Source organism: Allobosea sp. NPDC003192 (assembly GCF_050275675.1).
Lineage (GTDB): Bacteria > Pseudomonadota > Alphaproteobacteria > Rhizobiales > Beijerinckiaceae > Allobosea.
Genome location: NZ_JBNNPK010000002.1, coordinates 249668 through 268148 on the forward strand (window position 1 = coordinate 249668; position 18481 = coordinate 268148).

Here is an 18481-nt window from a genome sequence, read left to right on the forward strand (position 1 = left end):
CTTATCCCTTCGCGCGCGGCTTGCGGGCGGGGAAGCCGGGGTCGAGGACGCGGCCGAGCTCGTCGATCCGCACCTGCCGCGCTTTCCAGCGCTGCAGCGAACTCGGCGAGCCGTAGACGTAGCGGAACGGGTCGTCCTTGTCGGCGTCGCGGCTTTTGAGGCTACCGGCTTCCTGGGGAGGCGCCAGGACCAGTGAGCCGGCGGAAAACTTGACGACGCGCATCAACTCTCGTTCGCCCTCCCGCTCGACGGCGACGACATCGTTCTGCTGCAGCGAAAGCACCTTGCGCGCCGTCGGATTCTCGGCGCGAAGCGGCGAGGACCAGCCCGGCTGGTGTGCCTCGAACATCGAGACGACCTCGTCCTTCCAGCGGCCGGTCTTCAGCTCCCAGACGTCGAAGCGGTAGTTGGAGTCGCCCTTGTAGGCCTTGTAGGGGCGCCCCTGCCGATCGCGGATCGCGATCACCGAGAGCGGCTCGACGACGCGAATGCGGCGCAGTCCGGGATAGGAGCGCGGCCCGCGCTCGGGATGGCCGAAGGCGCGCATCGCCTGCTCGAAGGCGCCGCCCTCCTTGCCGGCAGTCCAATCCTTGAGCTTCTGCTTGAGATCGGCGTCGCGGATCGCATCGAGGTCGGCGGGTTTCTTGAAGGCGGTGAGCGGTTTGCGGGTGACGACGATGTCGAGCCCGCGCGCATCCTTCTCCCCGGTGAGACCGTAGGCGGTCTCGTTGTGCAGGCGTGCGGCGGTGGCGTCGCGCTCTTTCGGCTGCCCGGCCTTGCTCGCCGTGCCGTGGTCGGGCCGGTGGCTGACGGTGATGGCGCGCACGACGCGGCCGACCTCATCGGAAAAACCCTCCCAGGGATCGGGGATGCCGGCGACGAGCCGGTCGGCCGCCTCGTGGCCCTGCCGGCCGGCTTCGCGCGCGATGCGGTTCAGCATGGCGCGGTCCGTCACTGCGACGACGATGGCGTCGATGGCGTGATGGCGATGGTCGCGGCGGTTCTTCGGCTGGTTGGCGCCGCCCGACAGGTTGTGGTCGGGCAGGTGGTGGTTGAGCGCCCAGTTGCGCCGGAGCATCTCGGTCAGCCGGCCAGGCGAGACCCAGACATGGCTCGAGCCTTCGCCCGTCTCCGGATAGAGCGCGCCGAGATATTCCCGCGCCAGCCGCGACAGATGCTGGGTATCGGTGAGATGGCGGGCGAGAAAGCCGCCTTGCGCGTCGAAGCGGCCGAGCGCATCGGGCTCGAAGCGCCAGCGCTTCTCCTTTGGTAGGCGCGCGGCGCGGGCGGCGATCGTCTCCCATTCGGCATCGGGGCCGAACTGGGCGCGCAGATCGGCACGCGCCTCGAAGGGCGTGCGCTTGCGCTTGATCCGGTTGACCTCGCGCAGGCAGAGGATGCGATTGCCGTTGGAATCGTCGAGCGTGGCGCTGAAGGGCAGGATGTGGTCGATCTCGACTGCGCCGGAGAACAGCATGTCGAGCGAGATCTGCCGGCCGGTATAGACGCAGCGCCGGTCGAGCACGTTCTCGCGGTTGAGCTCCTCCCAGAGCTTGAGCAGCGCCCGGTTGCCGCCCTTGTCGGCCTGGCCGATCTCCTGGAGCTTCTCAGAGCGCTTTTGTGCCGCCTCGCGATTCTTCCTGTTCTCGACATTGATCTCGCGCTTGCGCTCCTCGTCGAGCTTGAGCTCGCGGGCGAGCTCGATCGCGATCTCTGCCGGCGGGCCATAGGTCCGGATCAGCGCGTTGACCACCCGGCGCAACTGGTTGAGGCCGATATGCACGGTCGGATTGGTCAGCCGGCCGATGCGCAGGGCATCATCCGTCTCGTCAGGGTCGGCGGTGCCCGGCAGGATGTGGCGCTCCAGCACCGCGCCGTAATAAGGCAGGGCGGGGCGTTCCCGCCCGTCCTGCCAGATTTCCCCGGTCCGCCGGTCGGAATGGTGGCCGAGCTCCGGGCGGCGCTTCACCGCCTCGCTGTAGACGATGACCTCCTTCTGCAGTTCCGCGATCAGCGCCGCCGTGGCGGTCGCGCCGAAGCGGCCATAGCCTTCGGGCAGGCGCGCAGCCGTCACGGCCTGCGCCTGCTCGCGGGAGAGGCTGAATCTGTCCCGCAGCCAGGCCTCGAACTCGGCGACCTCGGCGTCGCTTTCGAGCGCCAGCAGGCGCTCGATCACCTGCCATTGCACCTCGGGCGTCATCCCGAGCCAGGCCTTGCCGAAGCGCTTGCTGCCGGCGAGCTCGGCGGCGACCTCGTCGCCCTTCATCTCCTTGCGGTTCTCGCTTTCCTTGTTGAAACGCGCATCGGGGTCGAGCTTCAGCGCCTTGCGCAGGGCTTCGTAGGTGACGGCCTTTCGATCGGAGAGCTTCGAGAGCAGCGCGTCGCGCTCAGGCCTGTCGAGAAAGCGCGCCTCTGCGCCGGGCAGCACGATCTTCAGCGCGTTGACCTCTTCCAGCAGGCGCCGGCGCTGGAACAGCGGGTGCGCCTTGGGCAGGCGCGGCTCCGGCGGCAGCAAGGTGCAGAAGCCGATCTTCGGCTCCTTCAGCGGCCGCTGGTGGAAGATGACCTCGTGAAACTGCTCGCGCCGCTCCGGCGTCAGCGCCTCGGGATGGTGCGCAGCCTGCGCCTCCCAGATCGCTGCGAACTCCTCCTCCAGCGTCTGGCGATCGGGATAGAAGTCGTAGACTTCGCCGGCCTTGCCCTCCTCGGCCTCGGGCGCGACGATGCGGGTCCGCACATGCGGGATCGTGTTCGGATCGGCGGCACCGGCCCGGCGCTTGTGCAGGAACTCTCCGAGAGTCCTGGCTTCGGCCTCGGCCATCTGCTCGTGCAACCGCGCCACGCCGATCCTGACCATGCCGGCATCGTCGTTCTTGCCGCGGTCGGTCTTGCGGTTCGACTTGAAGCCGCGGCGCTGGTTGAGATGGAACAGCGCCCGGCCGAGATGGAAGAGCGGCAACTGTTCGTCCAGCGCCCGCGCCCGGAGTTCGTAAGGGTCGAGCCCGGCGAGCGCTGCGCGCGGCTCGTCGTCCGCGGGGAAGAAACCGGCCAGCGTTAGGTATTTGAGCAGGGCCGCCTGGCGCTGCTTGAAACGGTCGCGCCGCCGCCGCATGGCGCGGGCATCGCGGCGGGCACCTGCGAGGGAGGCGCCCGATTTCGGTTCCCGCCCGTCCGAGAAGATGCGCGAGCCGGCAACCTCGACGCCGGCGGGTTCACCCTTCTCATCGAGCCGAATGACCGCCCAGCCGAGTGAGTTTGTGCCGAGATCGGCTCCCAGACGCCAACGCATAAATGCTCCCCCGACATGATCTTGTTGTTATTGGACCTGCAATCTGTGATTGTGGATTAGTCTGACGTTAGGAGAGGTTGCCGGCCAGCGTCAATTCCTTATCAGATATGCGTAGGAACTGATTCCCTTTCCTTCCATGAACCGAGTGCGTGCGATACTCAGAAGCTCTTGAGCTAGGTACCGATATGCGTGTTGCCGCTGGGCCGGCGATCTCTGAAACGGTGCTTGACCGCGATCCTCGTAGCGCTATCCTGATGCCTTCAGAGATCGCGGTCTGGCTGTTAACAAGCAGTCATGTCTGCACCAGATAAGGGCGACGCTCCGGCGTCGCCTTTTTTGTTATGCCGTGCCGAAATCGATTGCTTGATAAATTTATACATTGCCGCTGCATCAACACAGGGGCGCGTACGATTGAGCTTGCCAACGGCGAAATGATTGAGCAGGGGCCGGGTTCCGCAAGGCCATACCACGTTAGAAGGCCGTTTGCCGGGCATCCTTGGCCTTGTGGAATCGGGCGCCAAGCTGCCACAAACCGGACCTTGCCAGCGTCTGCTAGGAAAAGAATTCGTGGGAAAAGTTCCGGCGCCGCGAGCGGCGGTGCCAAAAAGCCAATGACATCAACGACATATATGGCGCGCCCGACACGATTCGAACGTGTGACCTTTGCCTTCGGAGGGCATGAATTTCAAAGCTTTATCCATTTGCGGCTTGTGCGCTGAAGTCTGTCTAAGTCCATCGAAATCCAGCAAAACCAGAAGCTTATACCCATGCTTCATCCGTGGCCGTCCACCATTGTACGCGGCATCTTATTCGATGTATATTTTTTGAATTCGGAGAGCCCGCCATGTCGAAATCCCTCGTCGATGCCCCGCTGACGACTGCAGCTGCCAGGAAGCGGCTTGTTGCTGGCTTACACTGGCGGGGGCTGGATCCGGACACACACCTTGGCTACCGCAAGGGCGCTCGGGCGGGTCGATGGCTCGTTAGGTGGCGCAACGGCGTAGGATATCTGCAAGCTACGCTCGCGACGGCGGATGATGTTTTGACTGCAGACGGCCGCACCACCATGACATTTGATCAAGCCAGCCGCGCCGCACGCGACCATGTCGAGCGTGCGCGAGCGGATGCCGCAGCTGTTGCGGATGGCCCTACGCAGACGGTTCGAATGGCGACAGAATGCTATGCCGAGACGGTAGAGGCGCGGCAAATCGCGGCTGGCCGACTTGTGTCCAAGGATGCGCGAAGCCGATTTAAGAACCATTTGTGGGCCGACGACCTCGCGGATCGAACACTATACTCACTCAAGGCTAGTGATCTCCGTAAATGGCGCGAAAGTGCGCGCGCAAAGTGCGCTTCCGCTTCGACATTGCAGCGGGTTGTGAACGATCTTCGGGCGGCGCTGAACGAGGCTGGGCGAATACATCAACGCAAGCTGCCTGATCGCTTCCCTGTTGAGGTCCGCGAGGGATTTGCCGTTGCGACGCATGAGAGGGCGATGGTCGCTATCCGGCCGAACGTGATCTTGCCAGACGCTGACGTGCGCCGGCTTATTATTGCGGCTAGGGAGATTGACGCAGAGCGGGGATGGGGCGGCGACCTCGCGCGCATCGTCGTTGCACTCGCCGCCACGGGCGCGCGCTTCTCCCAGATCGCTCGATGCATTGGCGCCGACTTGCAGCTCGATACTCGGCGCCTGATGGTTCCTGTCTCCCGAAAGGGCCGCGGAAGGAAGGCCGCTAGCCACACCGCCGTCGCCATAGGCGACGACGTTATCACTGAACTGCGGCCCGCCATTGCCGGACGGCGTGGCCACGAGCTGCTGTTCCAACGGTGGGGCTATCGCCGAGCGGGAGGGCTCAAGTGGGAACGACATGAGCGCCGGGGATGGCTTCCTGCTGAGCTGAGCCAGCCCTTCGCTGAAATAGTGCAGCGGGCAGAGCTGCCGGGCGACGTAACCGCTTATGCGCTTAGGCACTCGTCCATCGTCCGCGCTCTTCGTGTAGGTTTGCCGGTTCGCCTCGTTGCTGCATTGCACGATACTTCGAGCGAGATGATCGAGGCGCATTACTCCGCGCACATTGTCGATGCCATGACGGACGCCGCACGTCTTGCGGTCGTTCCTTTGGCGGACACAGCTCGGGTCTCTAGCCTTCGGAGCGCTTGATGGCGCTTGGGATGTCGACGCTCGACGATCGCCGCCAAACGGCTGTCTTCTTGTTCTGGGCAAAGTTCCAGTAGAGCTCGTGGCGCTGTATCGGGAGTCGCAACTGCCCTTGTCGCTTAGGTCCACTCACTGGGTACGCGTTAGCGCCATGTGTGGACGGCTCTCCGTTGGCAAGGACTATCGAGCGCTGTGCAAGGCTGGTCGGTGCGGCCATGTGTTCGACCTGTTGGTGCGGTGCGCATGACCGCTGGCCATAATGCCTTCCGCGAGGACGGGTCCCAACCAATTGCACGCGCTCGAGGCGCTCTGGCGCGAGCGGGTTTCCCCGTTCTTCGGTTCGACCGGCTGGTTGCGTTACGTTCGTGTTGCCCTTCCCAAGCTCGTCGGCGGGGTTCGCCTGATCTCTACGCGGCCAGCCGGACCGGCTCGCGATAGGCCTCACCGGTGGTCATGATGGCCCAGGCCATCCGGGCGGTCTTATTGGCCAGCGCGACGGTTGCGATCTTCGTGGTTCGTCGAGCAAGCAACTGTACCAGCCAGGGTCGCCGTGTCCCGTTCCGCTGCGCATACCTCACGACGGCCAGCGCACCCACGACAAGCAGCTGACGCAGGTAGCGATCACCTTGCTTGGTGATGGCGCCCAAGCGCTCCTTCCCACCGCTGGAGCTCTGCCGGGGAACGAGGCCGATCCAGGCGGCGAGGTTCCGACCCGACCGGAAAGCCTTGGGGTCCGGGATGGCGGCCACGAGCGCACTCGCGAGGAGCGGCCCGACGCCGGGCACGTCCATCAGCCTGCGCCCGATCTCGGTCGCGCGCGCATCGGCTCTGATCCGACGATCGGTATCGAGGATCTGGGTGTTGATGAGAGCGAGCTGCGTAACCAGCATCGCAAGGCAAGTTCGCGCCTCAGCAGGAACACGCTCGTCACCGCTGCCGATGAGTCTGATGAGAGAACCCAGCCCCTCTCTCCCGATCGGCGCGGCGAGCCCAAACTCGGCCATGTGGCCTCGGATCGCATTCGAGAGCTGGATGCGCTGGCGCATGAGCATCAGGCGAACGCGATGCAGCACCATCACACTCTGTTGCTCGGGGTTCTTCACCGCGACGAAGCGCATGGTCGGGCGCGTCACGGCCTCGCAGATCGCCTCGGCATCGGCCGCGTCGTTCTTCTGCCGCTTGACGTATGGCTTCACGTAGCTCGGTGGCATGAGCCGGACCTGGTGGCCGAGCTTGATCAGCTCGCGCGCCCAGTAATGCGCTGTCGCGCAGGCTTCGATGCCGATCAGGCAGGCCGGCAGCTTGGCGAAGAACGGAAGCAACTGCGCCCGTCGAACTTGCCGCCGAACCACAACGGCGCCGCTCTCGTCAACGCCATGAACCTGGAACACCGACTTCGCGATGTCCAAACCGATCGTGACTGCCTGATTCATGCTCTCCTCCATCTCTGCGAGAGCCTACGCTCCCGCGGGGCTGGAGAGCCGTCCACAGCATCAGTTGCGGACATTCGACCCACGCCTGAAAGCCGACATTGAGGGCTTCGTCGCTCAGCTGTCGCGTAAGCTGCGCGTTACGAGCCGATTCAGCCTCTCCGCGAATGCATTTGCGTCTGCCGGGCGCTCGCCGTCCAAGACGCGGGCGCTGTCCAAGAGAAGGTGTGCGACGTCGCTACGCAGCGCGCCATCCTCGACAGAAGCGAGGGCCGAAACCATCGCATGATGCGGGTTGACCTCGAGGATCGGCTTTGCCGCGCTTTCGACTCGACCTGCCGCGCTGAGCAGGCGTTCGAACTGGCGATCCGGCCCCTGATCCGACGCAACCAAACAGACCGCGCTCTCGGTCAGCCGATCGGAGGATCGGACATCCGCAACCTCATCGGCCAAAATCTCCTTCATCGACGCGAGCAGAGTGGTGATCTTCTCACCCGTTTCAGGAGACGGAGGCGCCGCGCCGTCAAGCAACGGGACGAGGCCGAGATCAGCCGCGCCTTGCGTCACCGACTTGAACGGCTTGCCCTCGAATTCCGGCATGCCCGAAACCCAGAAGCTGTCGACCGGATCGGACAACAGCAGGACCTCGATGCCACGCGCCCGGAAGCCTTCGAGCTGTGGCGAGTTCGCGATCCGGCCCGCATCGTTGCCGGCGATGTAGTAGATCGCCGTCTGGTTCTCTTTCAGCGCGGCAACATACTCCTTCAGGCTCCGCCAGCCTTCGCCGGAAGCCGTGGTCCGGAAGCGGGAGAGATCGAGAAGCTGGGCGCGACGTTCGAAGTCCTCGTAGAGCCCTTCCTTGATCACCGCGCCGAAATTCTCCCAGACCAGGGAAAAAGTCGCGGCATCCTGCTCTGACAGCCTCGCAAGATCGGAGAGCACCCGGTTGGTGACACCTTTCTTGATCGCGCCGAGCAGCGGGCTGTCCTGGATCATCTCGCGGGAGACGTTGAGGGGCAGGTCGGCCGTGTCGACGATGCCGCGGACGAAGCGCAAATATCGCGGCATCAACTCGGCTTCGTCGGTGATGAAGACGCGCTTCACATAGAGCTTGATCCGTCCCTTGCGCTCGGCGTCGAAGAGATCGAACGGGCGTGCGCCCGGCACGAAGGCGAGCGCGCTATACTCGTGCCGGCCCTCGGCATAGAAATGGATGGTCGCCGCCGGCTCGTCATATTGCCCAGCGACGCTGCGATAAAAATCGATATACTCATCCTTGGAAATCTCGCTCTTCGGCTTGGTCCAGAGCGCGGCGCCGTCGGCAAGCGTCGTCGCTTCCGCTCCGGGCTTCTCGACCAGAGCGATCGGCACCGGGACATGGCCGGATTGCTCCCTGACGATGCGCTCCAGCGTCCAACGCTCGGCATAGGTCTTGGCATCGTCCAGCAGATGGAGCGTCACCCGCGTGCCGCGCGCGGGAGCCTCGTCCAATGCGACCGGCGCCACGGTGAACTCGCCTTTGCCGTTCGAGGACCAGGCCCAGGCCTCGTCGCTGCCGGCGCGGCGGCTGACGACCTCGACCTCGCCGGCGACCATGAAGGCAGAGTAAAAGCCGACGCCGAACTGGCCGATGAGCTGGGCGCCTTCCTTGCCCTCGGCCGTAGCTACACGTTCCATGAAGCTTCGTGTGCCGGAACGGGCGATCGTGCCGAGCGCCTCGATCATCTCGTCGCGGCCCATGCCGATGCCGTTATCGGCGATGACGAGCCGGCCCGCCTCGGCGTCCGCCTCGATAGTGATCGCGAGCTTGGGCTCCTCGCCGAGCAGCGCGGGATGGGCGATCGCTTCGTAGCGCAGCTTCTCGCAGGCGTCGGCGGCGTTCGAGATCAGCTCGCGCAGGAACACGTCTCGGTCGGAATAGACCGAATGCACCATCATGTGCAGGAGGCGGGAGACGTCGGCTTCGAAGCTGCGATGCTCGGCCGTGGCAGTCGTTGTCATTCGGAATTCTCGATTGGATGAGCAGAAAGGCGGTATCTCGCGGCGGATGCCGATCATCTACTCTCCGCCACTCGCCCGTTGGATAGTGTCCTGATCAAAGCGAGTATGGCATTCAACCGCGCAGTCGCGAACTCGCCCGCGTCGGGTAATTGGGCCTCGATATGAGCGGCGACAGTCTGCCAGGTTGCCGATCCATCCCGTGTCATGACGGCCAAGAGATTATCCTTGAGCCCGTATGTTGCGCTCTCGGCGCTCGTAATCATGGCTTTGAAGCGGTCGGAAGGGGAGATTTGCTTGGGTTCCTGCGGGCCATCGGTCATGTTGGATGCCAAACTCGATTGAGACGAATGTAGGGGCTTTCCGAGGCGCTAGGCCTTCTCGCGAAACCGATCGATCGCTCGCTGCGCGAGGTCGTCCTCGTCAAGAGCCAGAGGAACTAGCGAAGCAACGACGTAGGCGAGATTCGTCCGCTCCCGCTCGCCGCAGCCAGAAGGAAGCGATGGCTGGAGTTCCGCCCAAGCCTTTTCAAGAGCGGCCTCGGCGCGGGCCAAGTCGATAGGATCGGTCAGCGATGAAAAGGGCACGGCTTCCCTCGGGAGGCCTAGGCGATTGCGGCGTTGGGAAGGGCGCCGCGCAAGCGGCGGCGCCCTCGATTCTCAATAGTCCATGCCACCGGCGGGCATGGCCGGCGGCGGGTCCTTTTTCGGGAGCTCGGCGACCATCGCCTCCGTGGTGATCAGGAGGCCCGCGACGGAAGCGGCATCCTGGAGCGCCGTACGCACGACCTTGGTCGGATCGATGATACCGGCCTTGACCAGATCACCGTACTCGCCGGTCTGGGCATCGTAACCCCAGGCATAGTCGCCCGACTCCAGGAGCTTTCCGACCACGACCGCGCCGTCACCCCCAGCATTCTCGACGATCTGGCGAGCCGGCGCCGTGATCGCCTTGCGGACGATCTCGACGCCAGTTTTTTGGTCGTCATTGGCCGCCTTCAAGCCCTCCAGTGCCTTGGCTGCACGCAACAGCGCAACACCACCGCCCGGAAGGATGCCTTCTTCCACCGCGGCGCGGGTGGCGTTCAGGGCATCGTCAACGCGATCCTTCTTCTCCTTGACCTCGACCTCGGTCGCGCCGCCGACGCGGATCACCGCGACGCCGCCGGCGAGCTTGGCCAGGCGCTCCTGCAGCTTCTCGCGGTCGTAGTCCGAGGTGGTCTCCTCGATCTGCGCCTTGATCTGCGCGACGCGGCCCTCGATCTCGGCCTTGGAGCCGGCGCCATCGACGATCGTGGTGTTCTCCTTCTCGATCCGGACCTTCTTGGCCCGGCCGAGCATGTCGAGGGTGACGTTCTCCAGCTTGATGCCGAGATCCTCGCTCACAGCAGTGCCGCCGGTCAGGATGGCGATATCCTCCAGCATCGCCTTGCGGCGATCGCCAAAGCCCGGAGCCTTGACCGCAGCGATCTTGAGCCCGCCACGGAGCTTGTTGACGACGAGGGTGGCGAGAGCCTCGCCCTCGACGTCCTCGGCCACGATCAGCAGCGGCTTGCCGGTCTGCACCACCGCTTCCAGCAGCGGAAGCATCGTCTGGAGACCCGAGAGCTTCTTCTCGTGGATCAGGATGTACGGGTCCTCGAGCTCCGCGACCATCTTCTCGGTGTTGGTGACGAAATAGGGCGAGAGGTAGCCGCGGTCGAATTGCATGCCCTCGACCACGTCGAGCTCGGTCTCGGCAGTCTTGGCTTCCTCGACCGTGATGACACCCTCCTTACCGACCTTCTGCATCGCCTCAGCGATCATCGCACCGATGGTGCGGTCGCCATTGGCGGAGATGGTGCCGACCTGGGCGACCTCCTCCGAGCCGGTGATCATCTTGGAATGCTCGCCGAGGGACTGTGTCACCGCCTCGACAGCAAGGTCGATGCCACGCTTCAGGTCCATCGGGTTGATGCCGGCAGCAACGGCCTTGGCGCCTTCCCTCACAATGGCCTGAGCCAGCACGGTCGCGGTGGTGGTGCCGTCACCGGCGGCGTCGTTCTGCTTCGAGGCGACTTCGCGCACCATCTGGGCGCCCATGTTCTCGAACTTGTCGGCGAGCTCGATCTCCTTGGCGACGGTGACGCCGTCCTTGGTGATGCGGGGAGCACCAAACGACTTCTCGATCACGACGTTGCGGCCCTTCGGTCCCAGCGTGACCTTCACCGCATTGGCCAGCGTGTCGACGCCGCGCAGCATCCGCTCGCGCGCGTCCTGCGAAAACTTTACGTCCTTCGCAGCCATGATTCCTCACTCCTTCAGACTTGAGGTTTCAGGTTGATGAGATGGGAGGAAGGCCCCGTCAGGCGGCCTTCTTCAGGGTCGCGGTTGCCTCGACGACGCCCATGATGTCAGTCTCCTTCATGATCAGGAGATCCTGGCCGTCGATCTTGACCTCGGTGCCGCTCCATTTGCCGAAGAGCACGCGGTCGCCGACCTTGACGTCGAGCGGCACGAGCTTGCCCTGCTCGTCGCGGGCGCCGAGCCCAATGGCAATGACCTCGCCCTCCTGTGGCTTCTCCTTGGCGGTATCGGGGATGATGATCCCGCCCTTGGTCTTCTCCTCGGCGTCGATGCGCTTCACGACGACGCGGTCATGCAGTGGCCGAAACTTCATGAGTTCCTCCAATTTCCATGTCGGTCACATGTCAAAGCGGGCCGGCCCTATGCGGGTCTCGCGGCGAGGTTCCGCGCGCCCCTGAGGCGCCGTGCCCGCGCGAAAATCTAGGTTGCCCCATTTTTGCCTTCAAGAGGCTGGCAGCACTTTTTTCGCATGAGTGCTAACGCCTTGAATTCGTACAGCTAAGAGGAACTTTTCGACTTGCGGGCGCATTGAATTTGCGCTGCCATGAGCAGCGCAACCACGGAGCTAAAAAGGAATGGCTTCCACTGATTTCGCCCGTCAGATCGCGGGCTATGGCCTGACCACCGCCGGCATCCTCTACCGCCTGCCCGACCACCCTTCGATCCTGCAGGAATATATCTGGCAGGACTACGATCTCGCCCCGCGCTTTCCCGAGCTCAACAAGTTCCTCACCTTCTGGCAGGCCAAGCTCGACGGCAAGCTGTTCCGCATCACCGTCGCTCACAAGGACCTGATCGGCCCCGCTGACCTCAGCGCGGTGAGCGGCGAATTCCGGCTGCAATAGCGAGGAAACGCTTCGGCGCTCGACCCTCTTGACGCTCTCCCTGCAGGGCACAAATTCATCCCGCGCACCTCGCGCAGCAACTGAAAGGAGCTTTTTGGAGGAACACCGATGAGTCAGCCATTGACCGCGATCGTGCCGCCCGCTCGCCCGGAGACGGATGACGCACCCCTTGCCCGGCTACTGCACCCGAGCCGGTTCTATGAGCGTCCGCGTGATGTCCTGCGCGACAATTCGCTTCCAAACTCTGAAAAGCGGGCGATCCTGTCGTCCTGGGCATCCGACGCCTGCGCCGTGGACTCATGTCCCGCGCTGCGACACCCATCCTTCGCATCCCATCCGATCGGCTTCGACGAAGTGATGGACGCGCTCACATCGCTCGATCGCGCCGAGAGCGGCAGGCCGCTCGGCGACAGGAGGACGAGCAGACAGACGGCACTCGGCGACCTCCTCTCCCTGTGAGCGTGGAGGTTCAGATGTCCGCTGTCGAACTCATCCGGAGCAGGCGACCTTTTGACAAGGCCAGCCTGGCTCGGTTCGCTGCACTTGCGATGCTCGTCGTTGCGAGCGGATTCATCCTCGCGATCATCCTGACATGATCCGGACCCCGCCGAGCTTTCGGCGGGGCAGTTCCGGCTTCACGGGTGCCAGCGCTCGGGGGGCCTTCGTGCGACGCCGTTGTCCGAGCCATCGAACGATGCGTCAAAAATGTCGCCGACCCTCTTGAACACCGGTTGATCTGATCCAAATCGATGCTTGCCGATCGCCTTTTATGGGATCGGCCGGTCAAGCCAGCGTCGGTGAGACCCCGGAATGGCCGACTTGTACCCATGTTGCTCAATGGAGGATGTGGCTATGAGAACCGTCTTCGATTTTTCTCCTCTGTATCGGTCAAGTATCGGCTTCGACCGCATATTCGGTGCGCTCGAAGCTGCGAGCCGGCTGGACCCGGCCGGTAACTGGCCGCCCTACGACATCGTCAAGACCGGTGACGACGACTATCGCATCACGATGGCCGTGGCCGGCTTCTCGCAGGACGAGCTCACGATCACGCATGAGCCGAACATGCTGATGGTGTTCGGGCAGAAGGCCGGCCAGGACAATGGCCAATATCTGCATCACGGCATCGCCGAGCGCGCCTTCCAGCGCCGCTTCGAGCTCGCGGATCACGTCAAGGTCGTGGCCGCCAACCTCGAGAACGGTTTGCTGACGGTCGATCTGAAGCGCCAGCTGCCGGAGGAGATGAAGCCGCGCCGGATCGGGATCGCCACTGGCACCGCACTGCCGAAAGCCGATCGGCCGCAGATCGACTCGGAGAAGCGCGCAGCCTGAGCAGAGGCGCCTGAAGGCGGATGTCAGGCGCCGGGCGAGCAACCCGGCGTCTGGATGCATCGTACTTTTGAACGCAAGGAGGACTGCTATGAGCGTTCGAGATATAATTGCCTGGGGCTGCGACCGATGAATACCGAACACTTTGAACGCCCGGTCGTCATACTTGTCGGGTTAGGTCATCCCGCGGCGATTTCGTCAGTCATGGAAGCCTACATGTTCCTGGTCGACTGGCCGCCCAGCAAGCGCGACCCAGCCCACAACTTCGCGATGAAATCCTGTCTGGCCGCTATGCGCGGCGAAGTGGAAGCGGAGACCGTTCGCGGCATCTTCGCGACGCTGGCCGAGAAATACGGCATTCTGGCGCCGGACGTCGCGGCCTTTGCCGCGGCCTACCGGGAAGGCCCGCAAGGCCGCGCCTGAAGAAATGCCCGGCGTCCCATGGGCGCCGGGCGCAGTGCTAACCTCAATGACGGCCCTCGGAGGCGGCCATGCCACGGAAGCCGGCCCTGCTACTTCACGTCACCGACGTAAAATGCATCACGATCAGCGACGACCCTTTGGAGGGCGCAATCCTGCGGTTCCACATGCATGACGATCCAAACGATCTGGAACTGCATTTGCCTGCGTTGGCCGTCGCTCGATTGCAGGCGCTGCTCTTAGAGGCTGATGCCGAGCAGGCCAGGTTCAAGGCCCCGCAATAGCTTTGTCCATCGCGCAGATCATCGCCGGCCGGTCGCGTCGTCGCGCTCTTCATCCCAAGCGCAAATATCAGCTATCAGCCAATGCAACTCTTCTGCCTGCGGCGTTTCCTCGGCAAAGTTGCAAAGCTCTGTGACTCTCTGGTTCGCTGCCTCGTACTGTTCCAACGAGGTGATGGGGTTTGTCATCGCCACGGTTGCTGGCGAATCCTGTTTCAGCCAATAGGCATTGACGGCATCGATCAAGCCAACCCGCTTTGCCTCCTCGTCTGAATCTTCCGGCGCAACGGCAAGGTCGGCTATGCGCCGATTGTGTCGAAGAAGTCGGCGCCGCGCATGTGCAGAGAGACTGCTTCAAAACTGATAGCTAAGCAGGTGGTTCGCACCCTCCGATATCGCCATTGGCAGATTCTCGGGCAAGCGCACGACAGGTCGACTTCAGCTCGTTGGATCTGCAACAAAACTGTTTTCGATCCGACTGCCGTGCCATAAACGGACCTTCGGTCGCGGCCCGCGAGCAGACATTCCGAGCGCCGCCCTTTAGATTATTTCACCTATGTCAGGCTCGACTCTTACTCACGGCAGCGGCCGGGAGCGCTTGCAGCCGCGCATGATCGCGGTCTCCTCCCAAGGCTCACTAGCCCTCGGCAGCTGCGCCCTTACCGGTGACTTCCCGCTCCCGACCCACATCCGCAACATATTGCTCAAGGAGAAGTTGGAACCACCGCCCTGAAGGTAATTTCGATGAGCTGCTCACGGAAGGCCAGCCGCGACACGCCTATTAGATTGCTCGCACAGCGTGGTTTGACAGCGCCGTAGGCTTCCTTTCTCACAGCACCTGCCACGGCGAAGGCTGCATCCACATCCAGCACGTAGAGCGTCTCCTCAACTATGTTTTCTAGCGTCGCTCCGAAGCGTGCCAGAATTCGGGCCGCGTTGGCGTAGGTAGCTCGCATTTGCGGTTCCATCATCGAGAAATCGATGGGCAATCCATTTCCATCGAGAGACGCCGGTGCTACGAGATCTCCTTTCTCATCATGGCTAAGCTGGCCAGATACATAGATTGTATCGCCAACCTTGATCGCTTGTGCATACCCGTAAGTATCTTCCCATGGTAGGTCGAAATAAGCTGATTGTTTGCTGATCATAAAAATCACCCGTGTTTTCGATTGTTCCGCAGAGAGCGACCCACTAAAGCGCGCACCGTTAGATTATCTTCGCCGGCCGGCATGTGCCGACCGGTCGTGTTTCGATCCGGCAAGATCAATTGAGAGGCGTGATGTCCATGCCGAACACTGGCAAGGCGAGCTTTTTAATCGTCCCATCCGCCTGAGCCTCGGCAATGGCCTTATCGAACATCGCCTTCAGGTCGGTGTCTTGCTTACGCAGGCCGACGCCGGCGCCCTTTCCGACGACGCCGCCCTGGAAGCACGGTCCGAATGTCTTCATCGTTTCGCGGCCCGGCTTCGCGGCAGCAATGCCCAGTGTGTCCTTTCCGCCTACGACCACGTCGACCCGGCCGGCGACCAAATCAATGTCTCGCGCTTCGGGGGTCTTATACTGGCGCATCAGCGCAACACCTTTGAAGTAGGTCTCGACGAAGGCGACTGATCCGCCAGCAGCAAGGGTGCCGATCGTCATGTCCTTGAACAGAGCCTTGATCGGATCCATCGCGGCCTTGGTCGCCGCCTCGTCATTGAGCGATATGATCTTGTCCTCGTTGCCGAGCTTCTTCGCGATATCGGGATTGGCTGTCGCAAAGGTATAACAAACCGCGGCATACGGGATTGAGAAAGCAATGACCTCCTCCCGCCGCGGCGTTATCGACACGTCGTTGACGATGGCGTCGAACTTCCCTGCATTCAGAGCAGGGATCATGCTGTCGAAGGATTGCGCGGTCAGCGCGCATTTGACTTTCATGCGCGCGCAAATGTCCTTGAAGAGATCGATCTCGAAGCCAGCCAAAGTGCCATCCGGTTTGGTGTAGTTCCACGGAGGAAAGCCACCCTCCGTCACGATGCGGACTTCCTTCCACTTCTGTTCTTGCGCAAAACCACATGGAATGGCGGCGACAAGAAAAGTTCCGGCGACGAGCAGTGTGGCGGTTTTCATTGCATTCCCCTTTTTTGTTTTGCGACCTCGGCCGCGCTCAACGCCCCAAGAACTGTTCAAAATGGGGCGACTGACTCTTGGTGAAGATATCTTCCGGCTTCCCATCCGCTTCGATTGAGCCCTGGTGCAGGAAGACGACCCGGCTCGATACGTCTCTTGCGAACCCCATCTCATGGGTCACGACGAGCATCGTGCGGCCCTCCTCCGCCAGGGATCGAATGACGCGCAGAACGCCGCCGACGAGTTCGGGGTCCAAAGCGGACGTAGGCTCGTCGAACAGCATCAGGCTCGGGCGCATGGCGAGTGCGCGAGCGATGGCTGCCCGCTGCTGCTGGCCTCCGGAGAGGTGGGCGGGGTATTGATCCGCCTTGTCGGCGATCCCGACTCTGTCGAGAAGGACTCGGGCCTCTTCGACGCATTCCGCTTTGTTTCGCTTCAGAACATGGACAGGGGCCTCTATGACGTTCTGCAAGATCGTCATGTGGGGCCAGAGGTTGAAGCTCTGGAACACCATGCCGATGCGCGAGCGCAGCCGATCGATCTGACGTGTATCCAGCCCAGTGGGTCGCCCTTTGCCGTCCGAAGCGATTTTGATCTGCTCCCCGGCCACCGATACGGAGCCCTCGCTTGGGATCTCCAGCATGTTAATGCAGCGCAGCATGGTCGACTTTCCCGAGCCTGAGGAACCCAGGATCGAAACGACCTCTCCCTCGTAGGCCTCGAGATTGATGCCCCGTAGCACTTCGAGCCCGCCGAAGCGCTTACGAAGGTTTTCGAGGCGAACTGCCGTTTTCATGGAGTGTGATCCTAACAGTCCGTTATTGTGCGTCGGCTGGGAGAGCTGCTCGCCGCAGATGAGGCGTCAGCCGATACTCCAGGAGCCGGACCGACTGCGTGAGCGCCGCGGTCAGTGCGAGATAAATGGCACCAGCGGCGACGAACACGCCGATCGGCCGGTAGCTGCTAGAGGCGATCGACGCAGCGATGCCTGTCACGTCCATCAGTGTCACGAGCGAAGCGAGCGACGTTGCCTTCACCATGGCGATCATCTCGTTGCTGTAGGCCGGCAGCGCCTGCCGGACGGCGAGAGGGAGCACAATCCGCCGCAAGAGCAGAAAGCCGGACATACCGCACGCGCGAGCGGCTTCGATCTCGTTTCGACCAACCGACTGGAGCCCGCCGCGGATCACTTCCGCTGCATAGCCGGAGCTGTTGATCACAAGGGCGATGACAGCGCACCAGTATGGCTCGCGCAGAATCGGCCAGAGGAAACTTGCGCGGATCGAGCTGAACTGGGTGAGTCCGTAGTAGATCAGGAACATCAGCACGAGCAGCGGGATGCTGCGGACGATCTGGACATATAGCCAGGCGGGCCAGATCAGGACCCGACGGCCCGAGAGCCGCATCCCCGCGACTAGAAGCCCGATCAGCAAGCCGCCCAGTATCGCCAGGGCGGCAAGTTGCACTGTCAGCGGCACACCGCCTAGCAAGCTGAGAAACGTCTCGAAGATGAACTGGATTTCCATCAGCGCCTCACGAAGCCACGGGAGTAGCGTCTTTCGGCAGCCTGGATCAGCAGCCCGCTTGAGACTGCCAATGCGATGTAGATCAACGCCGCTGCGAGATAAAAATCGAATGGTAACCGGGTAGAACCAGCCGCGATCTGAGTTTGGCGCATCAACTCGGCGACGCCCGTGGCCGACAGCAGCGAAGACCCCTTCAATAATCCGAGCCAAACGTTCCCGATGCTCGGGAGGGCGTGCCTTAGCGTGAGCGGCGCAATTATTCGACGAAAGCGTAGGAACGTGCTCATCCCGCACGCTTTCGCAGCTTCTATCTCACCTGGCTTGACCGCAAGGAACGCGCCACGGAACACCTCGGTCATCAGGGCGCCGGCAACGATACCGATGGCCAGGACCCCTGCGATGAACCCGGGTAGAGCAAAGAAGCCGTGGTAGCCGAAGAACCCAGCGACGCTTGAGAGCACCGAGCTGCTCCCGAAATAGAGCAGGAATATCACGAGCAGATCGGGCACGCCGCGCAATACGGTGGTGTAAGTCTGTGCGATCGTTCGCGCGATGGGGCCGCCCAGCAGTTTAGCGCGCGCGGCAGCCGCTCCGATTAGCGAGGCCAGGATAAGGCCGCACACGGCAGCGCCGATGCTAACGGCGGCTCCTGCAAGCAGCACGGCGCCCCATCCGTCTGGGCCAAAGCCGAACAGCCCGAGGTTGCTCAAGAATGCGCTCCAGGCGCGCAGCTCAGGTAGAGCCGATC

18 protein-coding genes are annotated in these 18481 nt (G+C 62.8%); 6 read left to right on the plus strand and 12 right to left on the minus strand.

The window, feature by feature from the left end; translation table 11 throughout:
* Position 1: 1 nt before the first annotated feature.
* From cas9 to groES, 6 genes are all read right to left on the minus strand, one after another.
* Complete coding sequence (gene cas9, locus ACQKLX_RS03905; RefSeq protein ID WP_427359671.1) at positions 2 to 3289, minus strand: type II CRISPR RNA-guided endonuclease Cas9; 3288 nt, start codon at positions 3287 to 3289, stop codon at positions 2 to 4.
* Between the two features lie 1297 nt (positions 3290 to 4586).
* Positions 4587 to 5354 (minus strand): hypothetical protein, encoded by a 768-nt coding sequence (locus tag ACQKLX_RS03910; RefSeq protein WP_427359673.1) that lies wholly within the window; start codon positions 5352 to 5354, stop codon positions 4587 to 4589.
* Positions 5355 to 5857: 503 nt separating this feature from the next.
* Positions 5858 to 6883, minus strand: a complete 1026-nt coding sequence (locus ACQKLX_RS03915; protein WP_427359675.1) for an IS110 family RNA-guided transposase — start codon at positions 6881 to 6883, stop codon at positions 5858 to 5860.
* Between the two features lie 114 nt (positions 6884 to 6997).
* Entirely contained in the window at positions 6998 to 8881 is a 1884-nt protein-coding gene (htpG, locus tag ACQKLX_RS03920) for a molecular chaperone HtpG (RefSeq protein ID WP_427359677.1), read from the minus strand.
* Positions 8882 to 9537: 656 nt separating this feature from the next.
* A complete protein-coding gene (gene groL, locus ACQKLX_RS03925; protein ID WP_427359679.1) occupies positions 9538 to 11163 on the minus strand; it encodes a chaperonin GroEL in 1626 nt (541 codons plus the stop codon).
* Between the two features lie 58 nt (positions 11164 to 11221).
* Entirely contained in the window at positions 11222 to 11536 is a 315-nt protein-coding gene (groES, locus tag ACQKLX_RS03930) for a co-chaperone GroES (RefSeq protein ID WP_427359680.1), read from the minus strand.
* A 262-nt stretch (positions 11537 to 11798) separates the two neighbouring features.
* Between groES and ACQKLX_RS03935 the strand changes: the two genes are divergently transcribed.
* The 6 genes from ACQKLX_RS03935 (at position 11799) to ACQKLX_RS03960 (ending at position 14098) form a co-directional block, all read left to right on the plus strand.
* Positions 11799 to 12068 carry an usg protein gene (locus ACQKLX_RS03935; RefSeq protein WP_427359682.1) on the plus strand — a complete coding sequence of 90 codons (270 nt, stop codon included), beginning with the start codon at positions 11799 to 11801 and terminating at the stop codon, positions 12066 to 12068.
* A 108-nt stretch (positions 12069 to 12176) separates the two neighbouring features.
* Positions 12177 to 12527 carry a hypothetical protein gene (locus ACQKLX_RS03940; RefSeq protein ID WP_427359683.1) on the plus strand — a complete coding sequence of 117 codons (351 nt, stop codon included), beginning with the start codon at positions 12177 to 12179 and terminating at the stop codon, positions 12525 to 12527.
* 14 nt (positions 12528 to 12541) lie between these two features.
* Positions 12542 to 12664, plus strand: a complete 123-nt coding sequence (locus tag ACQKLX_RS03945; RefSeq protein WP_427359685.1) for a hypothetical protein — start codon at positions 12542 to 12544, stop codon at positions 12662 to 12664.
* 256 nt (positions 12665 to 12920) lie between these two features.
* A complete protein-coding gene (locus ACQKLX_RS03950) occupies positions 12921 to 13397 on the plus strand; it encodes an Hsp20 family protein (protein ID WP_427359686.1) in 477 nt (158 codons plus the stop codon).
* A 126-nt stretch (positions 13398 to 13523) separates the two neighbouring features.
* Complete coding sequence (locus ACQKLX_RS03955; protein WP_326876508.1) at positions 13524 to 13817, plus strand: DUF982 domain-containing protein; 294 nt, start codon at positions 13524 to 13526, stop codon at positions 13815 to 13817.
* A gap of 68 nt (positions 13818 to 13885) precedes the next feature.
* The gene (locus ACQKLX_RS03960) at positions 13886 to 14098 is read left to right on the plus strand and encodes a hypothetical protein (RefSeq protein ID WP_427359688.1); all 213 of its coding nucleotides are present in this window, start codon (positions 13886 to 13888) and stop codon (positions 14096 to 14098) included.
* Positions 14099 to 14116: 18 nt separating this feature from the next.
* Here the strand turns inward: ACQKLX_RS03960 and ACQKLX_RS03965 are convergent, their stop codons facing one another.
* From ACQKLX_RS03965 to ACQKLX_RS03990, 6 genes are all read right to left on the minus strand, one after another.
* Positions 14117 to 14341 (minus strand): hypothetical protein, encoded by a 225-nt coding sequence (locus ACQKLX_RS03965; RefSeq protein ID WP_427359689.1) that lies wholly within the window; start codon positions 14339 to 14341, stop codon positions 14117 to 14119.
* A 458-nt stretch (positions 14342 to 14799) separates the two neighbouring features.
* Positions 14800 to 15243, minus strand: coding sequence for a RidA family protein (locus tag ACQKLX_RS03970; RefSeq protein WP_427359691.1), 444 nt, complete (start codon positions 15241 to 15243; stop codon positions 14800 to 14802).
* Between the two features lie 115 nt (positions 15244 to 15358).
* Entirely contained in the window at positions 15359 to 16207 is an 849-nt protein-coding gene (locus tag ACQKLX_RS03975; RefSeq protein ID WP_427359693.1) for a transporter substrate-binding domain-containing protein, read from the minus strand.
* A gap of 37 nt (positions 16208 to 16244) precedes the next feature.
* Positions 16245 to 17003, minus strand: a complete 759-nt coding sequence (locus ACQKLX_RS03980; protein WP_326876523.1) for an ABC transporter ATP-binding protein — start codon at positions 17001 to 17003, stop codon at positions 16245 to 16247.
* A gap of 22 nt (positions 17004 to 17025) precedes the next feature.
* Positions 17026 to 17733, minus strand: coding sequence for an ABC transporter permease (locus tag ACQKLX_RS03985; RefSeq protein ID WP_427359695.1), 708 nt, complete (start codon positions 17731 to 17733; stop codon positions 17026 to 17028).
* Entirely contained in the window at positions 17733 to 18443 is a 711-nt protein-coding gene (locus tag ACQKLX_RS03990; RefSeq protein WP_326876521.1) for an ABC transporter permease, read from the minus strand. The genes ACQKLX_RS03985 and ACQKLX_RS03990 overlap by 1 nt, the downstream gene beginning before the upstream one ends.
* Positions 18444 to 18481 lie beyond the last annotated feature (38 nt).

Excerpts from the sequence above, each read along its gene's own strand:
- cas9 (WP_427359671.1), bottom strand. The coding sequence starts at position 3,289 with ATGCGTTGGCGTCTGGGAGCCGATCTCGGCACAAACTCACTCGGCTGG.
- ACQKLX_RS03910 (WP_427359673.1), bottom strand. The coding sequence starts at position 5,354 with ATGCGCCTCGATCATCTCGCTCGAAGTATCGTGCAATGCAGCAACGAG.
- ACQKLX_RS03915 (WP_427359675.1), bottom strand. The coding sequence starts at position 6,883 with ATGAATCAGGCAGTCACGATCGGTTTGGACATCGCGAAGTCGGTGTTC.
- htpG (WP_427359677.1), bottom strand. The coding sequence starts at position 8,881 with ATGACAACGACTGCCACGGCCGAGCATCGCAGCTTCGAAGCCGACGTC.
- groL (WP_427359679.1), bottom strand. The coding sequence starts at position 11,163 with ATGGCTGCGAAGGACGTAAAGTTTTCGCAGGACGCGCGCGAGCGGATG.
- groES (WP_427359680.1), bottom strand. The coding sequence starts at position 11,536 with ATGAAGTTTCGGCCACTGCATGACCGCGTCGTCGTGAAGCGCATCGAC.
- ACQKLX_RS03935 (WP_427359682.1), top strand. The coding sequence starts at position 11,799 with ATGGCTTCCACTGATTTCGCCCGTCAGATCGCGGGCTATGGCCTGACC.
- ACQKLX_RS03940 (WP_427359683.1), top strand. The coding sequence starts at position 12,177 with ATGAGTCAGCCATTGACCGCGATCGTGCCGCCCGCTCGCCCGGAGACG.
- ACQKLX_RS03945 (WP_427359685.1), top strand. The coding sequence starts at position 12,542 with ATGTCCGCTGTCGAACTCATCCGGAGCAGGCGACCTTTTGACAAGGCC.
- ACQKLX_RS03950 (WP_427359686.1), top strand. The coding sequence starts at position 12,921 with ATGAGAACCGTCTTCGATTTTTCTCCTCTGTATCGGTCAAGTATCGGC.
- ACQKLX_RS03955 (WP_326876508.1), top strand. The coding sequence starts at position 13,524 with ATGAATACCGAACACTTTGAACGCCCGGTCGTCATACTTGTCGGGTTA.
- ACQKLX_RS03960 (WP_427359688.1), top strand. The coding sequence starts at position 13,886 with ATGCCACGGAAGCCGGCCCTGCTACTTCACGTCACCGACGTAAAATGC.
- ACQKLX_RS03970 (WP_427359691.1), bottom strand. The coding sequence starts at position 15,243 with ATGATCAGCAAACAATCAGCTTATTTCGACCTACCATGGGAAGATACT.
- ACQKLX_RS03975 (WP_427359693.1), bottom strand. The coding sequence starts at position 16,207 with ATGAAAACCGCCACACTGCTCGTCGCCGGAACTTTTCTTGTCGCCGCC.
- ACQKLX_RS03980 (WP_326876523.1), bottom strand. The coding sequence starts at position 17,003 with ATGAAAACGGCAGTTCGCCTCGAAAACCTTCGTAAGCGCTTCGGCGGG.
- ACQKLX_RS03985 (WP_427359695.1), bottom strand. The coding sequence starts at position 17,733 with ATGGAAATCCAGTTCATCTTCGAGACGTTTCTCAGCTTGCTAGGCGGT.